Source organism: Bradyrhizobium sp. AT1 (assembly GCF_001590795.1).
Classification (GTDB): Bacteria; Pseudomonadota; Alphaproteobacteria; order Rhizobiales; family Xanthobacteraceae; genus Bradyrhizobium.
This window is the reverse complement of sequence record NZ_JXDL01000001.1, coordinates 5,416,591-5,436,905: the sequence shown is the minus strand read 5'-3', so window position 1 is coordinate 5,436,905 and position 20,315 is coordinate 5,416,591. Positions and strand designations below refer to the sequence as shown.

Sequence of the window (20,315 nt, the reverse complement as noted above, 5' to 3'; positions counted from 1 at the left end):
ATTCCTCTACGGTACGTACGGCCCGATGGATTCCGGGCTCGTACGCGTTGCGCACGCCCCGGAATGACCGGGCCTCACAACCCCATCTGCCGTGACGCCAGATCCTTCATGATCTCCTCGGTGCCGCCGCCGATGGCGTTGACCTTGACCTCGCGGTAGATGCGCTCGGCCTTGATGCCGCGCATGAATCCGGCGCCGCCAAAGATCTGCACGGCTTCGGAGGCGCAGAAAGCCATGGTCTGTGTCGCCTGGTTCTTCATCATGCAGATTTCCGCGACCGGGCTTTCGCCCTGCTCGAGCCGCCAGGCCAGCATTTCCAGCATCGCCTGAGAAGCTGCGACCTTCTGCGCCATGTCCACGATCTTGTGGCGGATGACCTGGTGCTGCGCCAGCGGCTTGCCGAAGGTCTTGCGCTCTTTGGCATAGGCGATGGCTTCGTCGAGACAGACGCGCGCAAAGGCCGTGCAGCCCGCGGCCATGCCCATGCGCTCGCTGTTGAAGTTCTGCATGATGATCTTGAAGCCCTGGCCCTCCTTGCCGATCAGATTCTCGGCCGGCACGCGGCATGCGTCGAAATGCAAGGTCGCGGTGTCGGAGGCCCACCAGCCCATTTTCTTCAGTTTTGTCCTGGACAGGCCGGGCGTGTCGCCCTCAATCAGGAGCAGGCTGACGCCCCCGGCGCCCTCGCCGCCTGTACGCACCGCAACGGTCAGATAATCGGCGCGCATCCCTGAGGTGATGAAAGTCTTCTCACCGCTCACGACGTAGTGATCGCCATTGCGCCGCGCCCGCGTGCTGAGATTCGCGACGTCGGAGCCCCCGCCCGGCTCGGTGATCGCGAGCGCCGAGATCTTGTCGCCCGCCAGCACCTGCGGCAGCACGCGCGCCTTCACCTCGGGCCGTGCCGCGCGCGCGATCGGCGGCGAGCCGATGGTGTGGCTCATCAGGCTGGCGCTGACGCCGCCCGCGCCCGCCCGCGCCAGCTCCTGGCTGGCCACGATCTTCATGAACTGGTCGGCGGCGGTGCCGCCATATTCCTCGGGGAATCCCAGGCCCAACAGCCCGATCTCCGCCGCCTTGCGATAGAGCGCGCGCGGAAATTCGCCGGCCTCGTCCCATTCATGGGCGAAGGGGGTGATCTCCTTCTCGACGAAGCGGCGCATTACGTCGCGGAAGGCGTCGTGCTCGGCGGTATAAAACGGGCTCTTCATCGCTTTCGCCTCGCGGCCGGATTCGTCTCGGCCACCATGGCTGGAACATTGCTGGTTCACTTGCGCGGAGTGGCTGGCTGGTGCGGACGCTTCGCGCAAGGCAGTCACCTAGCAACTCAACGCAAGACGCTTTTCCCCGCTCGCAGGCCAACTCTGGCGCAAAAAAGTTGCTGCACAGACTCCGGCTGGCCCCAGGGCCACGCCGGGCATGGTGCGCCGAGGGAGGAATCTTTGGCCGTTCGTTACTACGACTGGATCGTTCATCATGGCCGCCGCACGCCTGACAAGGTCGCGGTGATCGACCTCGCGAGCGAGCGCCGCTTCACCTATTCGCAGCTCGACGGCCGCGTCTCGCGCCTCGCCTCGTTCCTGCGCCACACGCTCAACATCTCCCGCGGTGACCGCGTCGCGGTGCTTGCGCTGAACACCACCGATACGCTGGAGGTACAATTCGCCTGCGGGCGGCTTGGTGCTATCTTCGTGCCGCTGAATACCCGCCTCACCGTCCCCGAGCTTCAATTCATCACCAGCGATTGCGCGCCGAAGGTGATGATCCACGACACCGATCTGGCCGAGACGGCGCTCAGCGTCGCGAAGCTCTGCGGCATCGCCAGCAGCCTGCTGCTCGGCCCCGGCGGGTCCTATGAGGCCGGCATCGCCGCCGCAAAGCCGCTCGACCGCGCCGAAGAGGTCACGCTCGATGATGTCTCGACCATCATGTACACCTCGGGCACGACGGGCCATCCGAAGGGTGCGACCATCACCCATGGCATGACCTTCTGGAATTGCGTCAATCTCGGCGGCCCCGCCTGCATCGGGCCGGCCTCGGTGCTGCTCACCGTGCTGCCCCTGTTCCACACCGGCGGTCTCAATTGCTACACCAATCCCGTGCTGCACGCCGGCGGTACCGTGATGATCATGCGCGCTTTCGATCCCGGCACCGCGCTCGGCCTGATCGACGATCCCGCGCAGGGCATCAACGTGTTCTTCGGCGTGCCCGCGATCTACCAGTTCATGGCGCAGCATCCGGCCTTCGCGACCACCGATCTCAGCCGGCTGATCGTCGGCGGTGTCGGCGGCGCACCGATGCCGGTGCCGCTGCTCAAGGTGTGGGAAGCGCGCGGCGTCGCCCTGCAGCAGGGCTACGGCATGACGGAGACCTCGCCGGCCGTGCTGGTGCTCGATCGCGAGGATGCGGCGCGCAAGGCCGGCTCCGCCGGGAAACCGGTGCTGCATACCGAAGTGCGGATCGTGCGGCCCGACGGCAGTGAAGCCGATGTCGGCGAGCTCGGCGAGCTCTGGGTCAAGGGACCCAACATCACGCCCGGTTACTGGAACAGGCCGGAGGCGAACAAGACCTCCTTCACCGACGGCTGGCTGCACACCGGCGACGCGACGCGCGTCGACGAGGAGGGCTTCTACTACATCGTCGACCGCTGGAAGGACATGTACATCTCCGGCGGCGAGAACGTCTATCCGGCCGAGGTCGAGAACGTCCTGCACCAGCTCACGGCCATCGCGGAAGCCGCGGTGATCGGCATCCCGGATCCGCAATGGGGCGAGGTCGGCCTTGCCATCGTCGCGGTCAAGCCGGGACAAAAGCTGACGGAGGCTGATGTCTTTGCGCACTGCGTCGGCAATCTGGCGCGCTTCAAATGCCCGCGCCAGATCCGCTTCGTCGATGCATTGCCACGCAACGCCACCGGCAAGATCCACAAGCCGACCTTACGCAAGGACTTCTCGGTGGTCTCCGAGGTCGACAAGAAAGTCGCCAACGCCTGATCGAAGCGCCCTGACGGGCGCTTTTCTTTTGACGTGCCTCCCCAAAAGAAACCAAAGAAACCCCAAGGAATTTTCATGAACAAGAAACTCGCACTGCTTGCCGCAGCAACAGCGATGACGCTGCTTGCGACCCAATCCGCCCAGGCGCAGAAGAAATACGACACCGGCGTCACCGACACCGAGATCAAAATCGGCAATGTCGAGGCGTATTCGGGTCCTGCGTCCGCCTACGGCGTCATCGGCAAGACCGAGGAAGCCTATTTCAAGATGATCAACGACCAGGGCGGCATCAACGGCCGCAAGATCAACTGGATCTCCTATGATGACGGCTATTCGCCGCCCAAGACCGTGGAACAGGTCCGCAAGCTGATCGAGAGCGACGAGGTATTTTTGATCTTCAACGCGCTGGGCACGCCGACCCAGACCGCCGTTCAGAAATATCACAACAGCAAGAAGGTGCCGCAGCTCTTCCTCGCCACCGGCGCCTCCAAATGGAACGACCCGAAGAACTTTCCCTGGACTATGGGCTTCCAGCCCAGCTACCGGGTCGAGGCCCAGATCTTCGCCAAATACATTCTGAAGGAGAAGCCGGACGCGAAGGTGGCGATCTTCTATGCCAACGATGACTTCGGCAAAGACTATGTCGCCGGCATCAAGGACGTCTTCGGCGACAAGGCCTCCAAGCTGATCGTCGCCGAAGAGAGCTACGAGACGTCGGAACCGTCGATCGACGCCCATATCGTCAAGCTCAAGGGCACCGGCGCTGACGTCTTCGTCAATATCGCGACCCCGAAATTCGCGGCGCAGGCGATCAAGAAAATCGCGGAGCTGGAGTGGAAACCGATGCACCTGATGACCGACGTATCGGTGTCGATCGGCGCGGTGATGAAGCCCGCCGGCCTCGAGGCGTCCGAAGGCGTGCTCTCGGCCGGCTATCTGAAGGATGCCTCGGATCCGCAGTGGAAGGACGACGAGGGCATGAAGAGGTTCATGACCTTCATCGACAAGTACATGCCGGGCGCCAACATCTCGGACGCCAACCTGGTCTACGCTTATGCCGCGGCCCAGACGATGGTGCAGGTACTGAAACAGTCGGGCGACAACCTGACCCGCGAGAACGTGATGAAGCAGGCTGCCAGTCTGAAAGACTTCGTTCCTGACACGCTGATCCCGGGGATCAAGATCAACACCTCCGCCAACGACTTCGCGCCGATCGAGCAGCTCAAGATGTGGCGGTTCAAGAAGGGCCAATGGGAGCTATTTGGTGATATCATCAGCGCGGAGACCGGAGGCTAGCTTTCGCGCATGTCCCTATCGAGCGATCCGGAGCCGCCCCCGGCGGAGGCGGCTCCGCACAGGAGTGAAACAACGGCCGGGAGGCCGTTTTTCTTTCTTCACATCCGCAAGACCGCCGGCGTCTCGATGCGTGGCCTGCTGGCCAACCGTTTTCCCGCCGACAGGCTCTTGTTTCAGGCGCATTCTGTGAGCGGCCCGCAACGGCCGGGCGAGGCGCTGTTCGCAACCGGCCATGTCGGGTTCGACTATGCCGCGCGGTTCGAAAGCGATCCGGTCATCTTCACGGTGCTGCGGGAGCCGATGGCGCGCTGCCTGTCGGCCTACCACTTCTTCCAAAGTCACAGCGAGGCCTATCTGCGAAGCCTCGCGACCGAGCTGAGCGCCGAGGAGTATCAGAGCCGCCTGCGTTTCCAGGAGAGGGCCCGCGAGCTCGGCCCGGCGCGCTTTTTTGCCGAGGAGGAGAGGCTGGCGCGTCATTGGCTCGCCAATGTGCAAACGCGACAACTGGCCGGCGCTGATTTTGCCGAATGCCGCGATGACGATCCGCGCCTGCTGGATGCAGCCCTGCGACATCTCGCGCGGATCGATCTCACCGGCATCCTCGAACGCAGGCAAGACACCCTGCGTCTGCTCGGTCGGATGATGGGCTGGGGTGCGTTCGGCCCGTTGGCTCACCTCAATCGCACACCGCAGGCCCGCTTGTCCGACATGGACCCGGATTCCCGGGATATCCTCCGGTCCTGGAATGGGCTGGATCTGCGGCTCTACGCGGAGGCCTGTCGGTTGTTCGACGAGAAGCTGGGTGCTCCACTGGATCCGGCGAGGCCGCCGATGCTCGCAACGCTGCTTGCGGCGAACCGCTTCACACCGGACCAGCCGTTGCACGGACACGGCTGGCATGAACGGGAATATTTCGAGAATCGCTTCTTGTGCTGGAATTCGGCGCCGACGGCGACGCTGAACCTGCGAGTGCAGGCGGCCCGCCCGGCGCACTTCAGATGTCTCCTATCACATGTCATCAATGCGGACGCGCTCGACCGGCTCGAGATCGCACTGAACGGCCGCGAGCTGGATCTGCGCAAGCGCGCGGTCAGTGACGGCATCCTCCTCGAGAGCAACATTCCCGCAACGGCCTGGCCGGCATATCTGCATCATGCGGCGCTAGCCTTCCAATGTCCGGTGATGGGAAGCCCGCGCGATCTCGACGCGGCTTCACCGGACGGGCGGCGATTCGGTTTTGCCCTGGGCTGGCTGGAGCTTGATTGAAGCTTCGGCATCCCGGCACACCTCGATGGACACTATGGACAGGCCAAGGCGGCGGGAATCGTCGATGCCTCTGAGCACGGGGCATGACCATGCAAGGACGGCGATGCCCGAGGACGGCAGATCGAGACACAGCGTATAACTGTCAGGGCCGATCGTGATCGCGGAGGGATCGACGCGCACGCCGTCGAGATAGAAATACGCACCGATCTCGCGCAGCGGTGCGCGCAAGGCGGGGCTTCGGATCAGGACGGTGTTGCGCCCCGCGCCCCCCTGGATGCGAACAGCGGCCTGCGGCTCACTCCAGCGGAAGAGGTGCCCCGCCGACGATTCGAGGCCATGGAATCCGGCTTGCCCGAGTACGCGATCTCCCAGGAATTTCGCCGCCGGCCCGGCCTGACCACGCATGCGACGAATGCATTCAAGTCGCTGCAGATGGATCAGCGCGGCGATGTAGCGCCTCATCCATCGCGCGATCGCCGCGCTCGACCCGATCGCCGTCAGCGCGCTCAGGCCGAAATACGCCTGCATCACGGCCAGGCGCGCGGCGACGCGAACGAGACGATCGCCGCACAAAGCCAATCGACCCCAGCGCCAGAAGGCGCGCAGCTTTTCATCGGGCCGCTTCCAGCCGCGGCCTTCGAGGCTGTATTGCACGAGCGCATTCATCGCCGCGCGGGCGAGCGATACGTCGAATCCGGCCCATTCGACCCATTCAACGGGAATTTCGAGCAGCTCGCTGCCGGGCTCGCGGCGCGCCTCGCTGAGATAACGGATCTCGCCCTGAACGAAATCGAGCGTGAACGTCTTCAATTCTCCGATTTCGCCGACGTAATAGTGGTGGAAGCGCGCCTCCTCCAGATAGCCGATGGCATGGCCTTTCGCGTGATAGGCCGCAGCCAGCACCCATTCGGCGAAATGGCCGAGCTCCTCGCGCAGGCCGCCGCATTCCCAATAGACGTCACGCCGCGTGACGAAGCACTGATCGAGCACTTTCCGCCAGGGATGCTGCTTCATGCCGAACTCGATGTCGGCCTGGTACATCGCTGCCTCGGCTTTCGAGAGCCTGTTATGGCAGATCGGCACCGAATGGCAGGAGAAGCCGGCCCAGTCGGGATGGGCTTCGATGGCGCGGATGCACAGCTCGATCACGTCAGGCTCGGGCCAGCAATGCGACTCCGTGAAGAACAGATGGCTGCCGCGGGCCTTGGTTGCACCGAGCGCGCACAGCCCGATGTCGTGTTCGGACTCGGCGAACTCGATGCGCGCCGCGTCACCGGCCAGCGCCTGCAGCTCCTCGCGCGCCCGGAAGTCGGGCGGCACGACCAGGATGATCTCGTAGAGCGATTTGTCCGCGGTCTGCGACGTCCAGCCCAGCCAGGACTGCTCCCATTGCCCGCGATGATATTCGAGCGGGATGATGATGGAGAACAGCGGAGATCGGCCGCCGTATCGCGCGGGCTCGTCCTGCATGGTCCACCCTTATAGACGCATGCCCGGTCGGTGCAGGACTATTTCTTGCGGACTATAGCGTCAAAAACAGCGCAAACGGCTCTTCTACCGTGCGTCGCAGGTGCTTTCGATACAAGGCATGGTTGGCGTCGTCGGGAGCCACCCGCCCCAGCGACGGCTGCTGGATGTTTTTGAGCGGCACATAGGCGATCGGCGCCGCGATCGGCGTGAGCTGCGAGCCGGGGCCTGCGCGCAGCGTCGAGATGATGCCGTACATCTCGCCGGCAACCGTCGGCCGCGACACCGTGATCACGCGATGCTGGCCGTGCTTGATGATGACGAGGTAGATGAAGCCGGACTGATGGGGAACGGCGACCTCGCCGGTGTGCTCGTAGGCAGTATCGGTCCGCTCGCCCTCGCGGAAGACCAACGAAGAAACCTTCGGCTCCCAGACGATCTCGGTGCGATAGGCGAAGATCGCATCCTTGTCGCCGAACGACGGCCGCAGCGTGATGTAGACGTCCTCGAGCCAGCTCACCGCGCGGTGCGCATAGGAGCCGAGGCTGTCAGGCGCGACATCGTTTGCGGCCGGCGGCGTCACCACGACGATGCTTTTGCGCAAGGAGACGCCCAGCGCCTGCTCCAGCCGGACCGTCGTCGCCAGCGTGAACGGCCTGCGGCCGCCGAGCACCTTCTCCAGCGTCGACAGGCTGAGCTTGGCCTGTTCGGCCAGCGTCTGCCGGGAGATCCGGCGTCTGGCGAGCTCCTCGCGGATGGTCTCGGCGATCTCGCGACTCTGCTCGTCGGAGAGCTGCTTGTCGGTGACTTTATCCTGCATCTGCATCGCTAGCCCTGCCTTGGGAGGGCCAGTCTAGCAGGCCGGACAAACCAGCACAAAACCGCACATGACCGCCCACGTGCGGCGTGCCCGGGCCGGCCGCGGCGGAACATTGCCGATCATTCTGCTCGCGAAATCGGCCCCTCCCGGCGAATGCTCAAAGCCAGCAAACGTCCGCCAGGAGCAGGCCAAATGGACACCTACGACACAGCCGACAACGACGAGCACCCCATGTTGAACCGGCTGATCAAGCTTGGATTGCTGCTTCTCGCGCAGGGCATCGCGGTGATGCTGATGGCCTTCGTGGCCCTGCTGGTCAGCTTCGGGACGAGCTGGTCGACAACGACCGAGCAGGCCAGCCTGCTCCAGCCCGGCGATGCCAGGTCCGGCACGCTGCTCCTGAAGGACGACGGCGCCACCACGGAAGCAGTCCGCCTCGGTATCGACATCGACATCACGGTATCGGGCCCGACGCTGCGCGCCCGGGTCACCCAGATATTCCGCAACCCGACCAAGGATTGGGTCGAGGCAACCTATGTCTATCCGCTCGCAACCGGGGGCGCCGTCGATACGCTGAAGATGGTGGTCGGCGACCGCGTCATTGTCGGAGACGTCAAGGAGCGGCAGCAGGCGCGCGTGATCTACGAGGAAGCGCGCCGCGCCGGTCAGAAGGCCGCGCTCACCGAGCAGGAACGGCCGAACATCTTCACCAATTCGGTTGCCAATATCGGCCCCGGCGAAACCGTGCTGGTGCAGATCGAATATCAGGAGCCGGTGCATCAGTCCGGCAATGAATATTCGCTGCGCCTGCCGCTGGTGGTCGGGCCGCGCTACAATCCGGCGCCAATCGTGCAGAGCGTCGACTTCCGCCATGACGGCTCGGGCTGGGGCGCGACGACGACCGATTCAGTGCCGGACCGCGACCGTATCTCACCGCCCGTGCTGGACCCGGCCAGGAACGCGCCGGTCAACCCGACCACCATCACGGTGCGCCTGAAGGCCGGCTTTGCACTCGGCGAGGTCAAGAGCCACCACCACAAGGTCAAGGTCGAGAGTCCGGACAACACGACGCGAATCGTCACGCTCGCCGACGGCGCCGTTCCCGCTGACCGCGACTTCGAGCTGACCTGGAAGCCTGCCGCCGAGAAGGCGCCGTCGGTCGGCCTGTTCCGCGAACGTGTCGGCGATGCCGATTACCTGCTCGCCTTCGTCACTCCGCCCAGCGCCGAGCAAACGGCCCAAAAGCCGCTGCCGCGTGAGGTCGTGTTCGTGATCGACAATTCGGGATCGATGGGCGGCACGTCGATCGTCCAGGCCAAGGCGAGCCTCACTTACGCGCTCTCCCGGCTCCAGCCGACCGACCGCTTCAACGTCATCCGCTTCGACGATACCATGGACGTGCTGTTCCCGGCTTCCGTGCCGGCAGACGCTGTCCATGTCGGCGAGGCGACCTCGTTCGTCAGCGCGTTGCAGGCGCGCGGCGGCACCGAGATGGTGCCGGCGATGCGCGCCGCGCTCGCCGACAAGCTCGGCGACACTGGCATGGTTCGCCAGGTCGTCTTCCTGACCGACGGCGCCATCGGCAATGAACAGCAATTGTTCGAAGCGATCACGGCGATGCGCGGCCGCTCGCGCGTCTTCATGGTCGGCATCGGGTCGGCGCCCAACACCTATCTGATGACACGCGCCGCTGAGCTCGGCCGCGGGGCCTTCACCCATATCGGATCCGTCGAGCAGGTCGAGGAGCGCATGCGCGGCCTGTTCGCCAAGCTCGAAAATCCAGCCGTGACCGGCCTCACCGCGAAGTTCTCCGAGGCCAAGGCCGACGTCACCCCGGCGATCATCCCCGACGTCTATCGCGACGAGCCGCTGGTGCTGGCGGCAAAGCTCGACAAGCTCGCGGGCTCGCTCGAGATCAAGGGACGCGTCGGCGACCGTCCATGGTCGGTGACGCTGCCGCTGCAGAATGCCGCCGAAGGCAAGGGCCTGTCGAAACTCTGGGCCAAGCGCAAGATCGGTGACGCCGAGGTGGCGCGCGCCATGCGGGAGCTCGCGCCCGAGGAGGCGGACAAGGCGATCCTGGCGCTGGCGCTCGACCATCAGATCGTCACGCGCCTGACCAGCCTTGTCGCCGTCGACAAGACGCCGAGCCGCCCCGAAGGCGCGCCGCTCAAGCTCAGCGAGCTTCCGATCAACCTGCCGGCCGGGTGGGATTTCGACAAGGTGTTTGGCGAACGGCCGCAGATCCCGCCGCAGCTGCGTGAACGCCACGCCGATGCAGGCGCGTCACCGGCCGCACGGCGCCCCGCACCAGCAGCGCCCGATGCCATCCGTCTGCCCAAAACGGCAACCTCGGCCGAGCTGAAGATGATCGCGGGTCTGATCCTGATCGTGCTCGCCCTGGTCCTGTTCGTGTTCAACCGGCGTCAGCTTGCTCACTGACGCCGTTTGAGAGAGGAGCACCCCGAACTCCTCTGTTAGCGCGCGCGGCTGCCCGTCCCATACCAACGGCCGCGCGCGCCTTTTTTCTCAACGTCATTGCGGGAAGCCAAGCGACGAAGCAATGACGAGCAGGCGAAACACAATGCCCCGCTTCCTATCCCCCCTGGCTCTGGCGCTGATCGGCCTCTTCCTGTTCGGCGACGGCGCCTATATCCATGCCAAGGCGTGGCTGGCGCAGGTGCTGCTGGAGCGCGCCTTCGACAGAAGCATTGCGACGGGTGAAGCGATCAAGCCGTGGTCATGGGCCGACACCTGGCCGGTCGCGCGGATCGAGGTGAAGCGGATCGGCGCCAGCGCGATCGTGCTGGATGGCGCGAGCGGGCAGTCGCTTGCCTTTGGACCCGGCCACCTCCACCAAACGGTTGATGCCGGCGAGCGCGGCATTGCGGTATATGCCGGGCATCGCGACACACATTTCCGTTTCCTGCGGAATGTTGCCATTGGTGACGTGATCGATGTCACACGTAGCGACGGCAAACAGTTTCGCTATCGGGCGGATTCATCCGCCGTGGTCCGCTTCGATGCGTCGGGCATCGATCCCACGGCGCAGGATGCCGAACTCGTGCTCACGACCTGCTGGCCATTCGACGCCGCCACGTCCGGTCCGGAGCGGTATGTCCTGCATGCCACCTTGATTGGAACAGGTGAATAGCGGTTCGCAATCCGTCCATCCCGCATCGACAAGCCCTCTGAAATCGCGCCGGACGGGCCGCACCATTGCGTTTGACGAGACCGTGAACTGGCGCCGCCGACCGAAGGCCTGTAAGAATGGCTCATTGATTTTTTACGCTGTGATTTTGAAAGAACGATAGATGGACGACGAGTTCAGGCAGCGCCTCGAACAACGATTCGAGCAGCTCGAAAATCGCGTCGCACTCCTGGAAAGAAACCAGGATCTCATTGCCGCGGGGCAAAGGAGATCTTCGCTGCGGAGCCTGTGGCGGCGTCCGCCGATGTGGACCTTCGAGCAATATCCGCCGCGCCTGCTCAATCTGCGTGCATTCCCTCCAGCCCCCGCCATCGACGAGAATGCACCACGAATCGCAATGGTCACGCCGAGCTACAACCAGGCGCAATATCTCGGCGACACGATCGAGAGCATCGTCGGTCAGAACTATCCGAAACTGTATTATCACGTGCAGGATGGCGCCTCGATCGATGGCACGGTCGATCTCCTGAAGAGCCGCGGCAGCGGTATCAGCTGGAAGAGCGAACCAGACAACGGGCAGTCGCACGCGATCAATCTCGGCTTCGCCGGCACCGACAGCGATATCATGGCTTACCTCAACAGCGACGATATGCTGCTGCCGGGGACGCTGGCCTATGTCGCCAACTACTTCGCGGCGCATCCGCATGTCGACATCGTCTATGGCCATCGTGTCTTCGTCGATCGCGAGGGGCTCGAGGTCGGCCGTGCCGTACTGCCGCCCCATGACGGGCACGCGCTGCAATATGCCGATTATATCCCGCAGGAGACGATGTTCTGGCGCAGGCGCGTGTGGGACAGGATCGGGCCGCTCGACGAGAGCTTTCACTACGCGATGGACTGGGATTTCATCCTGCGGGCGCAGGAAGCGGGATTCAAATTCGTCCGCCTGCCGCGATTTCTCGCCTGCTTCCGCATCCACGACGCGCAGAAGACGGCATCGACCTACGCGATCGGCGTCCGGGAGATGGGGATCTTGCGGCGTCGCGTTCTCGGCTTCGATCCGACCCAGCTGCAAATCCGCCGCGCCATCGCCCCCTATCTCGCAAGGCAGGTCGTCTTCCACTACGCCCACAAGCTGAGCCTGCTGCGGTACTGAGCGGGCGGCGATCAGCGGCCTTGTGGCGAACGAACACCGTCATCGATCCAGATGCGCTCGAGGCCGATGCCGAGGGGGCGCACATCGGAGCTCAATCCCAGATCCGCAGGGGAGCGTGGATCGGATAGCGACAGGCTGATGGTCAGTGTCCCGTCGGCGGCAATCGCGGCGGGATCGAGCGTCAGCCTGCGCTGGCCCGCGAACGCCGCTTTCGCAAATATCAATTGCTGCGGCGCTCCGTCGCCGACGCGGCAAGCCGCACGCAGTTGCGGGTTTCTGTCGGAAACGAAGGCCCGGCACGCCAGCACGAGCTCGACCGGTCGTGACGGAATGGGATGAACCTCGAAGCGGAGCACGCAATTCCTGGCGACGGACCAGGTGCCCCATTGCTCCGGATCGCTCCATCCCTCGATCAACGCGGCGACGCCCGCTCCGCCACGTCTGAATTCGAGCGCCCCCGCACCGAGGACCGGCGCCGACATGGGAGCCGCCAGAGCGGCCGGATCGAACGGCTCCTGATCCGGAACGAACTGCGCGATCACGCGCACGGCATCCGCGATCGAGCTGAGTCCGAGCGCGGCACCGTCCAGCTCGTAAACCACGCTGTTCTGCCCGACGACGCGAACACCGTTGCCGGGTGGCGGCCGGTCCGCAAGGCGGGCGGGAATGATGATGTCGGCGACGTCGAACCCATGCGTGCGCGCGAGCTCGCCGATGGTCTGTACGGTCCGATCATACAGAGGCGGCCGATTGTTGATGTCGGTCGCAAGCGCCTGTGCCAGCGCCTTGAAGTCGATCCGCACGCGGTCATCGTCCGCCAGCAACAGATGCTTGAGAACGAGCATATCCTTGGCGATGAAGAGCTGGAGGGCGTTGAGATCAGGAAGCCGGGGCTCGTCGTCAATCGGGCCGAAATCGCGCGCGCCCCGCGACGTTTCGAGCAGATCAGAGGTCTCGAAGAACAGCGCGTGGCCGGTGCTGTGCTGCGAAAATCCAGCCATGCTCAGAGGCCGCGACAGCCGGACGAAACTCTCGGTCAGCGCAGCATTGGCGATACCGGATGCCACGTCGGGCGACAGGCCGATGAAGTAGCGGCCGCCGACCGCACGCATCCGATCGATGACGGTGCGGCGGACGAACGAATTGTAGATCATCGGCAGATGCGCATAGTGCACCTGGAAGCCGAAGATGCGCGCCAGTTCGTCGCGCGACGAGACGTGCTTTGCCGACGAGGCCAGGTCGATCTCGGCGAGCAGCCGATTGCGGAATGCCGGATGGTAATAGCCCGGCCAGTAGTAGCTGTAGGCGCGCCAGCTCAGCAGATCGATCTTTCGGCCGGAGAGCAGATCCGATGCCGTGGCGCATGCATAAGGCATCAAGCCGTCGTCATCGCCGAGGAAGGCGATGTACTCGCCGGAGGCGTGGCCGAGCGCTGCCTCCCAATTGTCGGTCATGGTCAGGACGGCTTCGCTGGCGAAATGCTTGAAGCGCTCGTCCTGGAGGTCCGCGACCGCCTTCGCGATCTCGGGATTGCCGCCATTGTTCTGAACGATGAATTCGCAATCTGCATGCGCGGGCTGGCACGCCATGGTCGCGAGCGCGTGGCGAAGCGTGTCGGGACGATCGAGGGTCGGCACCACGACGGATAGAAGCGGCATGATCACCATTTGAGAGAATGAGCGTCACGGTTTCCTAGCATCTTGCCGGATCGTTCGCACTTTCGCCAAAAGTCTCGTGATGCTAGCCTTATCGTCAGGTCTTGTCGCCGAGTCTCGACCATTCCGCCTCGCGGCATGGAGTCCCGCCACGATCAACTCGGAAAGCCGGCGCGACTGCGCGTTGCAACAAGAACAAGAAGTGAGGGAAGCGCATGGAAGCTCAAGTGCCTGCCGCATCGGTTTCTCGACGTCCATGGTCTCCGGCGCCCGATGCCAGCGACATCGTCAAGGGCATCCACGCCATGCTGCACCCGCACAACATCGTGCTGGTGGGCGCGACCGACAAGCCCGGCAATTATGCCGAGCGCATCTGGAATAACCTCGTCAAATACGGTTTCGAAGGCGGGCTCTATCCGGTCAACGCCAAACGCGACGCCATCTGGGGCGTGCCCTGCTACAAGGATTTCGCCAGCCTCCCGGAAAAGCCCGATCACGTGCTGGTGCTGGTCCCGGCGCGCTTCGCCGTGCAGGTGATCCGCGACGCCGCAGCAGCCGGCGCACGCTCCGCCACCATCGTCACCTCGGGCTTCAGCGAGCTGCAGGATGAGGAAAGCCAGAAGCTCGCCGCCGAATTGCAGACGGCGATACGCGAGACCGGGCTTGCGGTCACCGGGCCGAACTGCCTCGGCAATTTGAGCGCCGGCGAGAAGCTCTTCACCAATATCGACGACCGCGTCGTCACCATGGAGCAAGGCGCGGTGGCGATCGCCGGGCAGTCCGGCGCCATCGTCATGGCGATCCGCCAGGCGCTGGAGGATCGCGGCGTCGGCGTCGGTTATATGGTGACATCAGGCAACGAGGCCGGACTCGAGACGCCGGACCTGATGCGCTATTTCGCCGAGGACCCGAGCATCAAGGTGATCGTCGTCTACCTCGAAGGCGTACGTAACACCAAGGCGTTCCGCGACGCCTGCAAGGCGGCGCGCGCCGCGAGCAAGCCCGTGATCGCGCTCAAGCTCGGCGCCTCCGAAGGCGGCCGCGCCGCGGCGATGGCGCATACCGGCGCGCTCGCAGGCTCGATCGAGACGTTCGACGCGATCGCAACGCGCGAAGGCGTGATCCGCGTCGGCGGGCTGGACGAGCTGATCGAGACCACCGAATGCTTCGTTCACGCGGCCGTCCCCAAGGGCAACCGGCTCGCCGCCGTCACGCTGTCCGGCGGCAAGCGCGGCATGCTGCTCGACGCCTTCTACAAGGAAGGGCTGAACTTCGCTCCGCTCAGCCCGCATGTCGGCTCCGAACTCGCGAAGATGCTGGGGCCGGGCTCGATCGTCGGCAATCCGCTCGATGCCGGCTTTGCCGCGGTCGTCGATCCCTCCGTCTACATGAAGTCGATCAAGCTGATGATCGACGACCCTGATATCGATATCGTCATCATCGATGCCGAGCTGCCCAAGGCGCCGCACGAATTGCGCGAGCGCAATCTGCGCATCGTCGACGAGATGGCGCGCCAGGGCGGCAAGCCCGTGATCTACATCAGCGCGATGTCGATCGGCTTCACCGAGTTCACCAAGAGCTTGCGCAAATCGCTGCCGCATCTTGCGGTGATGCAGGGCATGGACCGCGCGGTGACCGCGATCAAGTCGCTGCTCGATTACGCCAGGCTGCGGAAAGCAGTGCCTGATATCGTCTCGAGCTCGAAACCTTCCGCACGCGCCGTGCTGGAGAAGGCGTTGAGATCCGCAAGCGGCGCCGCGCTCGACGAGGTCGCCTCGAAGAAGCTTCTGAAGGCCTATGGCATCCCGATCTCGAAGGAAGCGATCGCGCAAACTGCTGCGGAGGCGGCCAAGATCGCCAAGCAGATCGGATTCCCGGTCGTGGCGAAGGTCGTCAGCGCCGAGATCCTGCACAAATCCGACATCGGCGGCGTGGTGCTGAACCTCAACAGCGCCGCCGAGGTGAAGAAGGCGTTCGCCGACATCACCGTGCGGGTTGCGAAGCTGAAGGGCAAGCCGAAGCTCGACGGCATCCTGATCGCACAACAGGTCAAGGCCGAGCTCGAGCTCGTGGTCGGCGCCTCGCTCGATGCCGAGATGGGACCGGTCGTGCTGTTCGGCACCGGCGGCATCGACATCGAGCTGATGAAGGACGTGGCGCTCGCCGGCGCGCCGCTTGACGAGACCGAGGCGCGGCTCCTGATCGGCCGCACCAAGGCCGGCATCAAGATGCGCGGCTATCGCGGCAAGCCTGCCCTGCACGAGGCCTCCGCGGTGAAAGCGCTGGTCGGCCTGTCCAATCTGATCGCGGATGCCGGCGACCGCATCGCATCGATCGACATCAACCCGTTCCTGATCAACGCCAAGACGGGCGTCGCCGTCGATGCCCTGATCGTGCTGAACAATGCCGCGGCAAAGCGCGCGGCAGGACATTGAGGCGCCGTGGCCCGTAGGGCGGATTAGCGCCAGCGTAATCCGCCAGCTTGCACGGCTAGAGGCGAGAACGGCGGGTTACGCTTCGCTAACCCGCCCTGCTTACCATAGCGGCCATCTTCCAACTTCCCCGCTTTGGCCGTAAAACCTCCCCCGCATGGCACGCGCGAGCAATCTGGTGATCGGAACGGCGACGCTGGCGGTGATCGCCGTGGCGTTCGGCGGCGTGCTCGGCGTGCAGAAATGGCGCACCATGCAGAGCCGCAGCCAGTTGCGCGTGGTATTCGAGGGCGGGTCCGCCAGCGGCCTGCGTCGCGGCGGGCCGGTCAATTTCGACGGGGTCCCCGCGGGCCAGATCCTGTCGATCAAGCTGGACAATCCGCGCAGGATCGTCGCGCTGGTCATGCTCGACAACACCGCGCCGATCCGCAAGGACACCGTGGCGGGCATCGAGTTCCAGGGCCTCACCGGCGTCGCCGCGATCTCGCTGATCGGGGGCGCGCCCTCCGCGCCACCGGTGCCGCTGGACTCGGACGGCATCCCGGTGCTGACCGCCGATCTCAGCGACGCCGAAACCATCGTCGACACCCTGCACAGCGTCGACCGCACGATCGTCAGCAACGCTCCCGCGATCAAGGAGGGCCTGCGCACGTTCGAAGACTATACCGCCGATCTCCGCAGCAAGGGCGGCGAGATCGATTCCGTCATGGCCAAGGTCGACAGCGCCTTCGCGGGCTTCGACAAGGCGGTCACGAAGATCGAGGGCGTCGTGCCCGGCTTCGTCGACGGCAAGGCCGACGAGCTGTACGAGAAGATCAAGGGACTGCATGAGCTCGCCGACATCATGAGGAAGAAATCGGCGGGCTATCTCGAAGACATCCGTCGCTCGCTGCTCGACGTCAGCGAAGCCGCCAACAAGATGAGCGGGACGCCAACCCCCGCCGCCGCTGCCCCGCGCCCACCACGCAAGCCCGAGCAGAAGAAGAAGCAGTAGCCCGCTTCTCTTATCCTCCCCTGGAGGGTCGCAGTCCCGCCTGGCCTGGCGACAACGCCTCACCAGGCGTAGCGCACGACGCCCTTGCCGGCGGTGGAGCGCGTGACGTTCGAGAACTCGCCTTCGAAGGTCGCCGACGCAGACCAGCCGTTCATCCAGTTCATCTGCACTGATGCCGTGGTCAGCGCAGCATCGCGCGCTTGAACCGCGCCGTTCACGACAAAAGCCGATCCCGGCAACGTCTGGAACACCGCGGCGGCGGTGCGGTCCGGATTGTAATCATGCGCCCAGGCGAGGCGGCCGCGCAGGGTCAGAAGGCCGCCGGCCGCGGCAAACGACCTGTCCGCGCGCAGGCCGAGTTCGGTGCGGGTGCTGGTCACGTCCTTGGCGGCATAGTTGAGCGCGAAGACGTTGCTGCCCACCACGGCCGACTCGGCATAGGAGGGAAGGCTGAACAGAGTGGCTTGGAGCGCCGCATAGGGCGTGACGCCGGCCCACTGCATGGCATGGCGATAGCCGCCTTCGATGCGGCCGGAGACCGCGTTGGCGTTGAACTGCGCGCGCAGCTGGTCGTAACCGGCAGCCGTCACGACGCGGTTGGTCGTGACGTCCTGCCAGCCATAGGCCAGCGCCGCCGTGATGTAAGCCGGTCCGGCCGTATGACGCACGAAGGCGCCGGCCTGGAACAGATCGGAACGGCCCCAACCGAGACCGTTGACGTTGAAGCCGGTCCCGCCGCCCGCGAGGGCGAAGCCCGCAACCGTCGACGGCGAGAAGCGGTAGTCGAGACCGACGGCAGTGCCATAGACATTGCTGGTCGTGCCGTTCGAGCCGAGGCCGGCATTGCCGTCGGTGGTCTGCGAGCCGCCATAGCCGGCCGCCCACACATCCCAGCGTTGCTCGAACGTCGCAGTCGGCGCCTTGAACGAGGCAAAGGCGTCGCGAGCGTTCTTGTCGCGTCCATTGGTGTCCGCGGCAAATGGCGTCGCGGCGGGCGTGCCGCTGCGTCCCGCACCGAAAACGTCGGTCAACAGGCTCATGAACAGATTCATCGCATTGAACGTCGTCTGCTGCGATCCCGTCCCCGGCTCGCCGGAGGCCTGCGTCAGGCCGCCCGGCCCGAGACCTGCGAATTCGGCTCGCAGAAAGCCATTGGCGTTGAAGAAATTCTGAAGCGTCGTGGCGACGTTCTTCTGATTGACGTTGAGCGCGTATTTCGCGCCATAGTCGAGCGCAAAATCGAGAAAGACCTCGTTCGCTCCGACACTCGTCGTGCCGATTAGGCCGCCCGGCGCGGCGACGCCGGAGAAATTCCCTGTGGGAGTGCCGAAGAACTCCATGATCGAATAATGCTTCTTCACCGCAGCGCCCGGATACAGCGCGACGCCGACGGTGCCGTCCAGCGTGACATTGCCGTTGACGATCGCCTGGCTCGTGCTGGAACCGCTGCCGACCTGCACGACATAGACCGAGCCTGGCTGGAAGGTGAGATCGCCCTGAACCTGCATGCTCGAGCCCGGGCCGCCGTCACCCGGCGCATAGATGCCGCCGCTGGCGATGATTGTATTGCCGACCTGCCCGGCGCCGTACAGCGCGCCGCCCGCATTGACGGTCGTCAGGCTCGATTGGGAGATATCGCCATCGACACGCAAGATGCCGCCGTTCACCGTGGTGGTGCCGGTGTAGGTGTTGGCGCCAGAGAGGATCAGCGTGCCGCTGCCGACCTTCTCCAGCGAGCCCGGACCGGCGGGACCGCAACCGCAGCTATCACCGATGACGCCACTGACTTCCGTCGACAAATTGTTGCCGCCGACGACCAGCGTGTTGCCGCCACCGATGTAATAGAAGCCGCTGCCTTCGATCGATCCTGCGGTGATGCGACCATCGCCGGCCGGGCCGGTGCCTCCGCCGAAATCGACGACGCCGGTCCCGGTGGTGATGAAGCGCGCATTGCCGCCGGTGGAATTGTCGAAAAACTCTGTCCTGCCGCCGTCCCTGGTGATGATGGTGGCGTTGCCCGCGGTCGCGAACTCACCGAAATCGGTAACACCGTCGGTCTCGTTGATGATCGTGGCATTGCCGGCGGTCGCTGTGCTTCCGGGGCTCGCGCCAAACGAGGTGGCGCCAAGATCCTTGTTGAGGATCGTCGCCGAACCAGCCGAGGCCTGTTCGATGAAGGCGGTGAGGCCGACGTTCTGATTGGTGATCGTGGCGCTGCCCGCGCTGGTGTTGCCGAAGAAGGCGGTCACACCGCCGTCATTGACAATGGTCGCGCGCGCGGCCGTCGCGGTGTCGGTGCCGCCTCCGGCCACATCGCCGAAAATCACCTGGCCGTTGTTGGTGATCGACATGGAGCCGGCTGACGTTGCATTGAGGAACATCGTCGTCCCGCTGAAAGCGTTCGAGAGCGAAGTCACACCGGACATGTCGGCATTGACGATCTTGAGCGAACCCTCATTGGTGATCCCACCGACGATGCTGGCGGTATGAGTTGCATCACCGAGTTGCAGCGAGCCGCAGGTGCAGATGAAGGTGTCGCCGGTGTAGGTATTGGCACCGAGCAACGCAAGCAAACCGGGTCCTTGCACGGAGATGCCGCCGCTGCCGACGATGCGGGAGGCGATCACGGCCGAGGGATCACCGGTGCCGGTCACGTCGGCGGTGATGAATGTGGTGCCGCCCGGCGCCAGCCTGAGATCGCCGCCCTGGATGGTGTAGATCGAGCCGTCGCCGGTGATGTCGAACCCCACGAGGCCGGTCAGTTGCACGCCGCTAGGTGCCACCGTCACCGTGCCGCCCGACGCCGGGATCGAAGGGCCACTGCTGCCGAATTGGATGCCCGCGGACGCCGGATCATAGGCCGTGCTGGTCGAGCCAAAGAAGTCGGTCCAGTTGGTGGTGGTGGTGTCCCAAACGCCGCCTCCGCCGTTGACGGCGCCGTTCGGCGTGGTCTGTGATCCGTTGAAGACCTGAGCCCGCGCGGGGCTCGCGAGTGCGATCGCGCCCAAGACCAGCGCACCCAAGACGAGCGCGCCCAAGGCGAGGCTCGCGCCGAGGGCCGCGCGCATGTCCGCAGCACTCCGGC

13 protein-coding genes are annotated in these 20,315 nt (G+C 64.7%); 8 read left to right on the top strand and 5 right to left on the bottom strand.

Annotated elements, in window-relative coordinates; translation table 11 throughout:
- Positions 1–74: 74 nt before the first annotated feature.
- Positions 75–1,211, bottom strand: a complete 1,137-nt coding sequence (locus SE92_RS25165) for an acyl-CoA dehydrogenase family protein (protein WP_063199382.1) — start codon at positions 1,209–1,211, stop codon at positions 75–77.
- Between the two features lie 231 nt (positions 1,212–1,442).
- On the opposite strand from SE92_RS25165, the gene SE92_RS25160 reads away from it, so the two are divergent.
- From SE92_RS25160 to SE92_RS25150, 3 genes are all read left to right on the top strand, one after another.
- A complete protein-coding gene (locus SE92_RS25160) occupies positions 1,443–2,993 on the top strand; it encodes an acyl-CoA synthetase (protein WP_063199379.1) in 1,551 nt (516 codons plus the stop codon).
- 75 nt (positions 2,994–3,068) lie between these two features.
- Positions 3,069–4,289 carry an ABC transporter substrate-binding protein gene (locus SE92_RS25155; RefSeq protein ID WP_063199376.1) on the top strand — a complete coding sequence of 407 codons (1,221 nt, stop codon included), beginning with the start codon at positions 3,069–3,071 and terminating at the stop codon, positions 4,287–4,289.
- Between the two features lie 126 nt (positions 4,290–4,415).
- The gene (locus tag SE92_RS25150; RefSeq protein WP_063199373.1) at positions 4,416–5,555 is read left to right on the top strand and encodes a sulfotransferase family protein; all 1,140 of its coding nucleotides are present in this window, start codon (positions 4,416–4,418) and stop codon (positions 5,553–5,555) included.
- Here the strand turns inward: SE92_RS25150 and SE92_RS25145 are convergent.
- Positions 5,502–7,025, bottom strand: a complete 1,524-nt coding sequence (locus tag SE92_RS25145) for a glycosyltransferase family 2 protein (protein ID WP_063199370.1) — start codon at positions 7,023–7,025, stop codon at positions 5,502–5,504. The genes SE92_RS25150 and SE92_RS25145 overlap by 54 nt on opposite strands.
- A 52-nt stretch (positions 7,026–7,077) precedes the next feature.
- On the bottom strand, positions 7,078–7,848 hold the full coding sequence (locus SE92_RS25140; RefSeq protein ID WP_063199367.1) for a helix-turn-helix domain-containing protein: 771 nt from the start codon (positions 7,846–7,848) through the stop codon (positions 7,078–7,080).
- A 186-nt stretch (positions 7,849–8,034) separates the two neighbouring features.
- Between SE92_RS25140 and SE92_RS25135 the strand changes: the two genes are divergently transcribed.
- The 3 genes from SE92_RS25135 to SE92_RS25125 all read left to right on the top strand — a co-directional run bounded on the left by SE92_RS25135 (position 8,035) and on the right by SE92_RS25125 (position 12,149).
- Entirely contained in the window at positions 8,035–10,284 is a 2,250-nt protein-coding gene (locus SE92_RS25135; protein WP_063199364.1) for a marine proteobacterial sortase target protein, read from the top strand.
- Between the two features lie 142 nt (positions 10,285–10,426).
- Complete coding sequence (locus tag SE92_RS25130) at positions 10,427–10,996, top strand: class GN sortase (protein WP_063199361.1); 570 nt, start codon at positions 10,427–10,429, stop codon at positions 10,994–10,996.
- A 160-nt stretch (positions 10,997–11,156) separates the two neighbouring features.
- A complete protein-coding gene (locus tag SE92_RS25125) occupies positions 11,157–12,149 on the top strand; it encodes a glycosyltransferase family 2 protein (protein WP_063199358.1) in 993 nt (330 codons plus the stop codon).
- 11 nt (positions 12,150–12,160) lie between these two features.
- On the opposite strand, the gene SE92_RS25120 is transcribed toward SE92_RS25125, so the two are convergent.
- Entirely contained in the window at positions 12,161–13,807 is a 1,647-nt protein-coding gene (locus SE92_RS25120; RefSeq protein WP_245324685.1) for a glycosyltransferase family 2 protein, read from the bottom strand.
- 212 nt (positions 13,808–14,019) lie between these two features.
- Here SE92_RS25120 and SE92_RS25115 point away from each other — a divergent pair, with 212 nt between their 5' ends.
- Positions 14,020–16,239: an acetate--CoA ligase family protein gene (locus SE92_RS25115; protein WP_063199353.1), complete on the top strand. Its 2,220-nt coding sequence runs from the start codon at positions 14,020–14,022 to the stop codon at positions 16,237–16,239.
- A 154-nt stretch (positions 16,240–16,393) separates the two neighbouring features.
- Complete coding sequence (locus SE92_RS25110; RefSeq protein ID WP_063199350.1) at positions 16,394–17,230, top strand: MlaD family protein; 837 nt, start codon at positions 16,394–16,396, stop codon at positions 17,228–17,230.
- A gap of 59 nt (positions 17,231–17,289) precedes the next feature.
- Here SE92_RS25110 and SE92_RS25105 read toward each other — a convergent pair whose 3' ends face one another.
- Positions 17,290–20,298, bottom strand: coding sequence for an autotransporter outer membrane beta-barrel domain-containing protein (locus SE92_RS25105; protein ID WP_198172779.1), 3,009 nt, complete (start codon positions 20,296–20,298; stop codon positions 17,290–17,292).
- Positions 20,299–20,315: the final 17 nt, after the last annotated feature.

Excerpts from the sequence above, each read along its gene's own strand:
- SE92_RS25140 (WP_063199367.1), bottom strand. The coding sequence starts at position 7,848 with ATGCAGATGCAGGATAAAGTCACCGACAAGCAGCTCTCCGACGAGCAG.
- SE92_RS25125 (WP_063199358.1), top strand. The coding sequence starts at position 11,157 with ATGGACGACGAGTTCAGGCAGCGCCTCGAACAACGATTCGAGCAGCTC.
- SE92_RS25130 (WP_063199361.1), top strand. The coding sequence starts at position 10,427 with ATGCCCCGCTTCCTATCCCCCCTGGCTCTGGCGCTGATCGGCCTCTTC.
- SE92_RS25110 (WP_063199350.1), top strand. The coding sequence starts at position 16,394 with ATGGCACGCGCGAGCAATCTGGTGATCGGAACGGCGACGCTGGCGGTG.
- SE92_RS25155 (WP_063199376.1), top strand. The coding sequence starts at position 3,069 with ATGAACAAGAAACTCGCACTGCTTGCCGCAGCAACAGCGATGACGCTG.
- SE92_RS25115 (WP_063199353.1), top strand. The coding sequence starts at position 14,020 with ATGGAAGCTCAAGTGCCTGCCGCATCGGTTTCTCGACGTCCATGGTCT.
- SE92_RS25120 (WP_245324685.1), bottom strand. The coding sequence starts at position 13,807 with ATGCCGCTTCTATCCGTCGTGGTGCCGACCCTCGATCGTCCCGACACG.
- SE92_RS25135 (WP_063199364.1), top strand. The coding sequence starts at position 8,035 with ATGGACACCTACGACACAGCCGACAACGACGAGCACCCCATGTTGAAC.
- SE92_RS25105 (WP_198172779.1), bottom strand. The coding sequence starts at position 20,298 with ATGCGCGCGGCCCTCGGCGCGAGCCTCGCCTTGGGCGCGCTCGTCTTG.
- SE92_RS25165 (WP_063199382.1), bottom strand. The coding sequence starts at position 1,211 with ATGAAGAGCCCGTTTTATACCGCCGAGCACGACGCCTTCCGCGACGTA.
- SE92_RS25145 (WP_063199370.1), bottom strand. The coding sequence starts at position 7,025 with ATGCAGGACGAGCCCGCGCGATACGGCGGCCGATCTCCGCTGTTCTCC.
- SE92_RS25150 (WP_063199373.1), top strand. The coding sequence starts at position 4,416 with ATGCGTGGCCTGCTGGCCAACCGTTTTCCCGCCGACAGGCTCTTGTTT.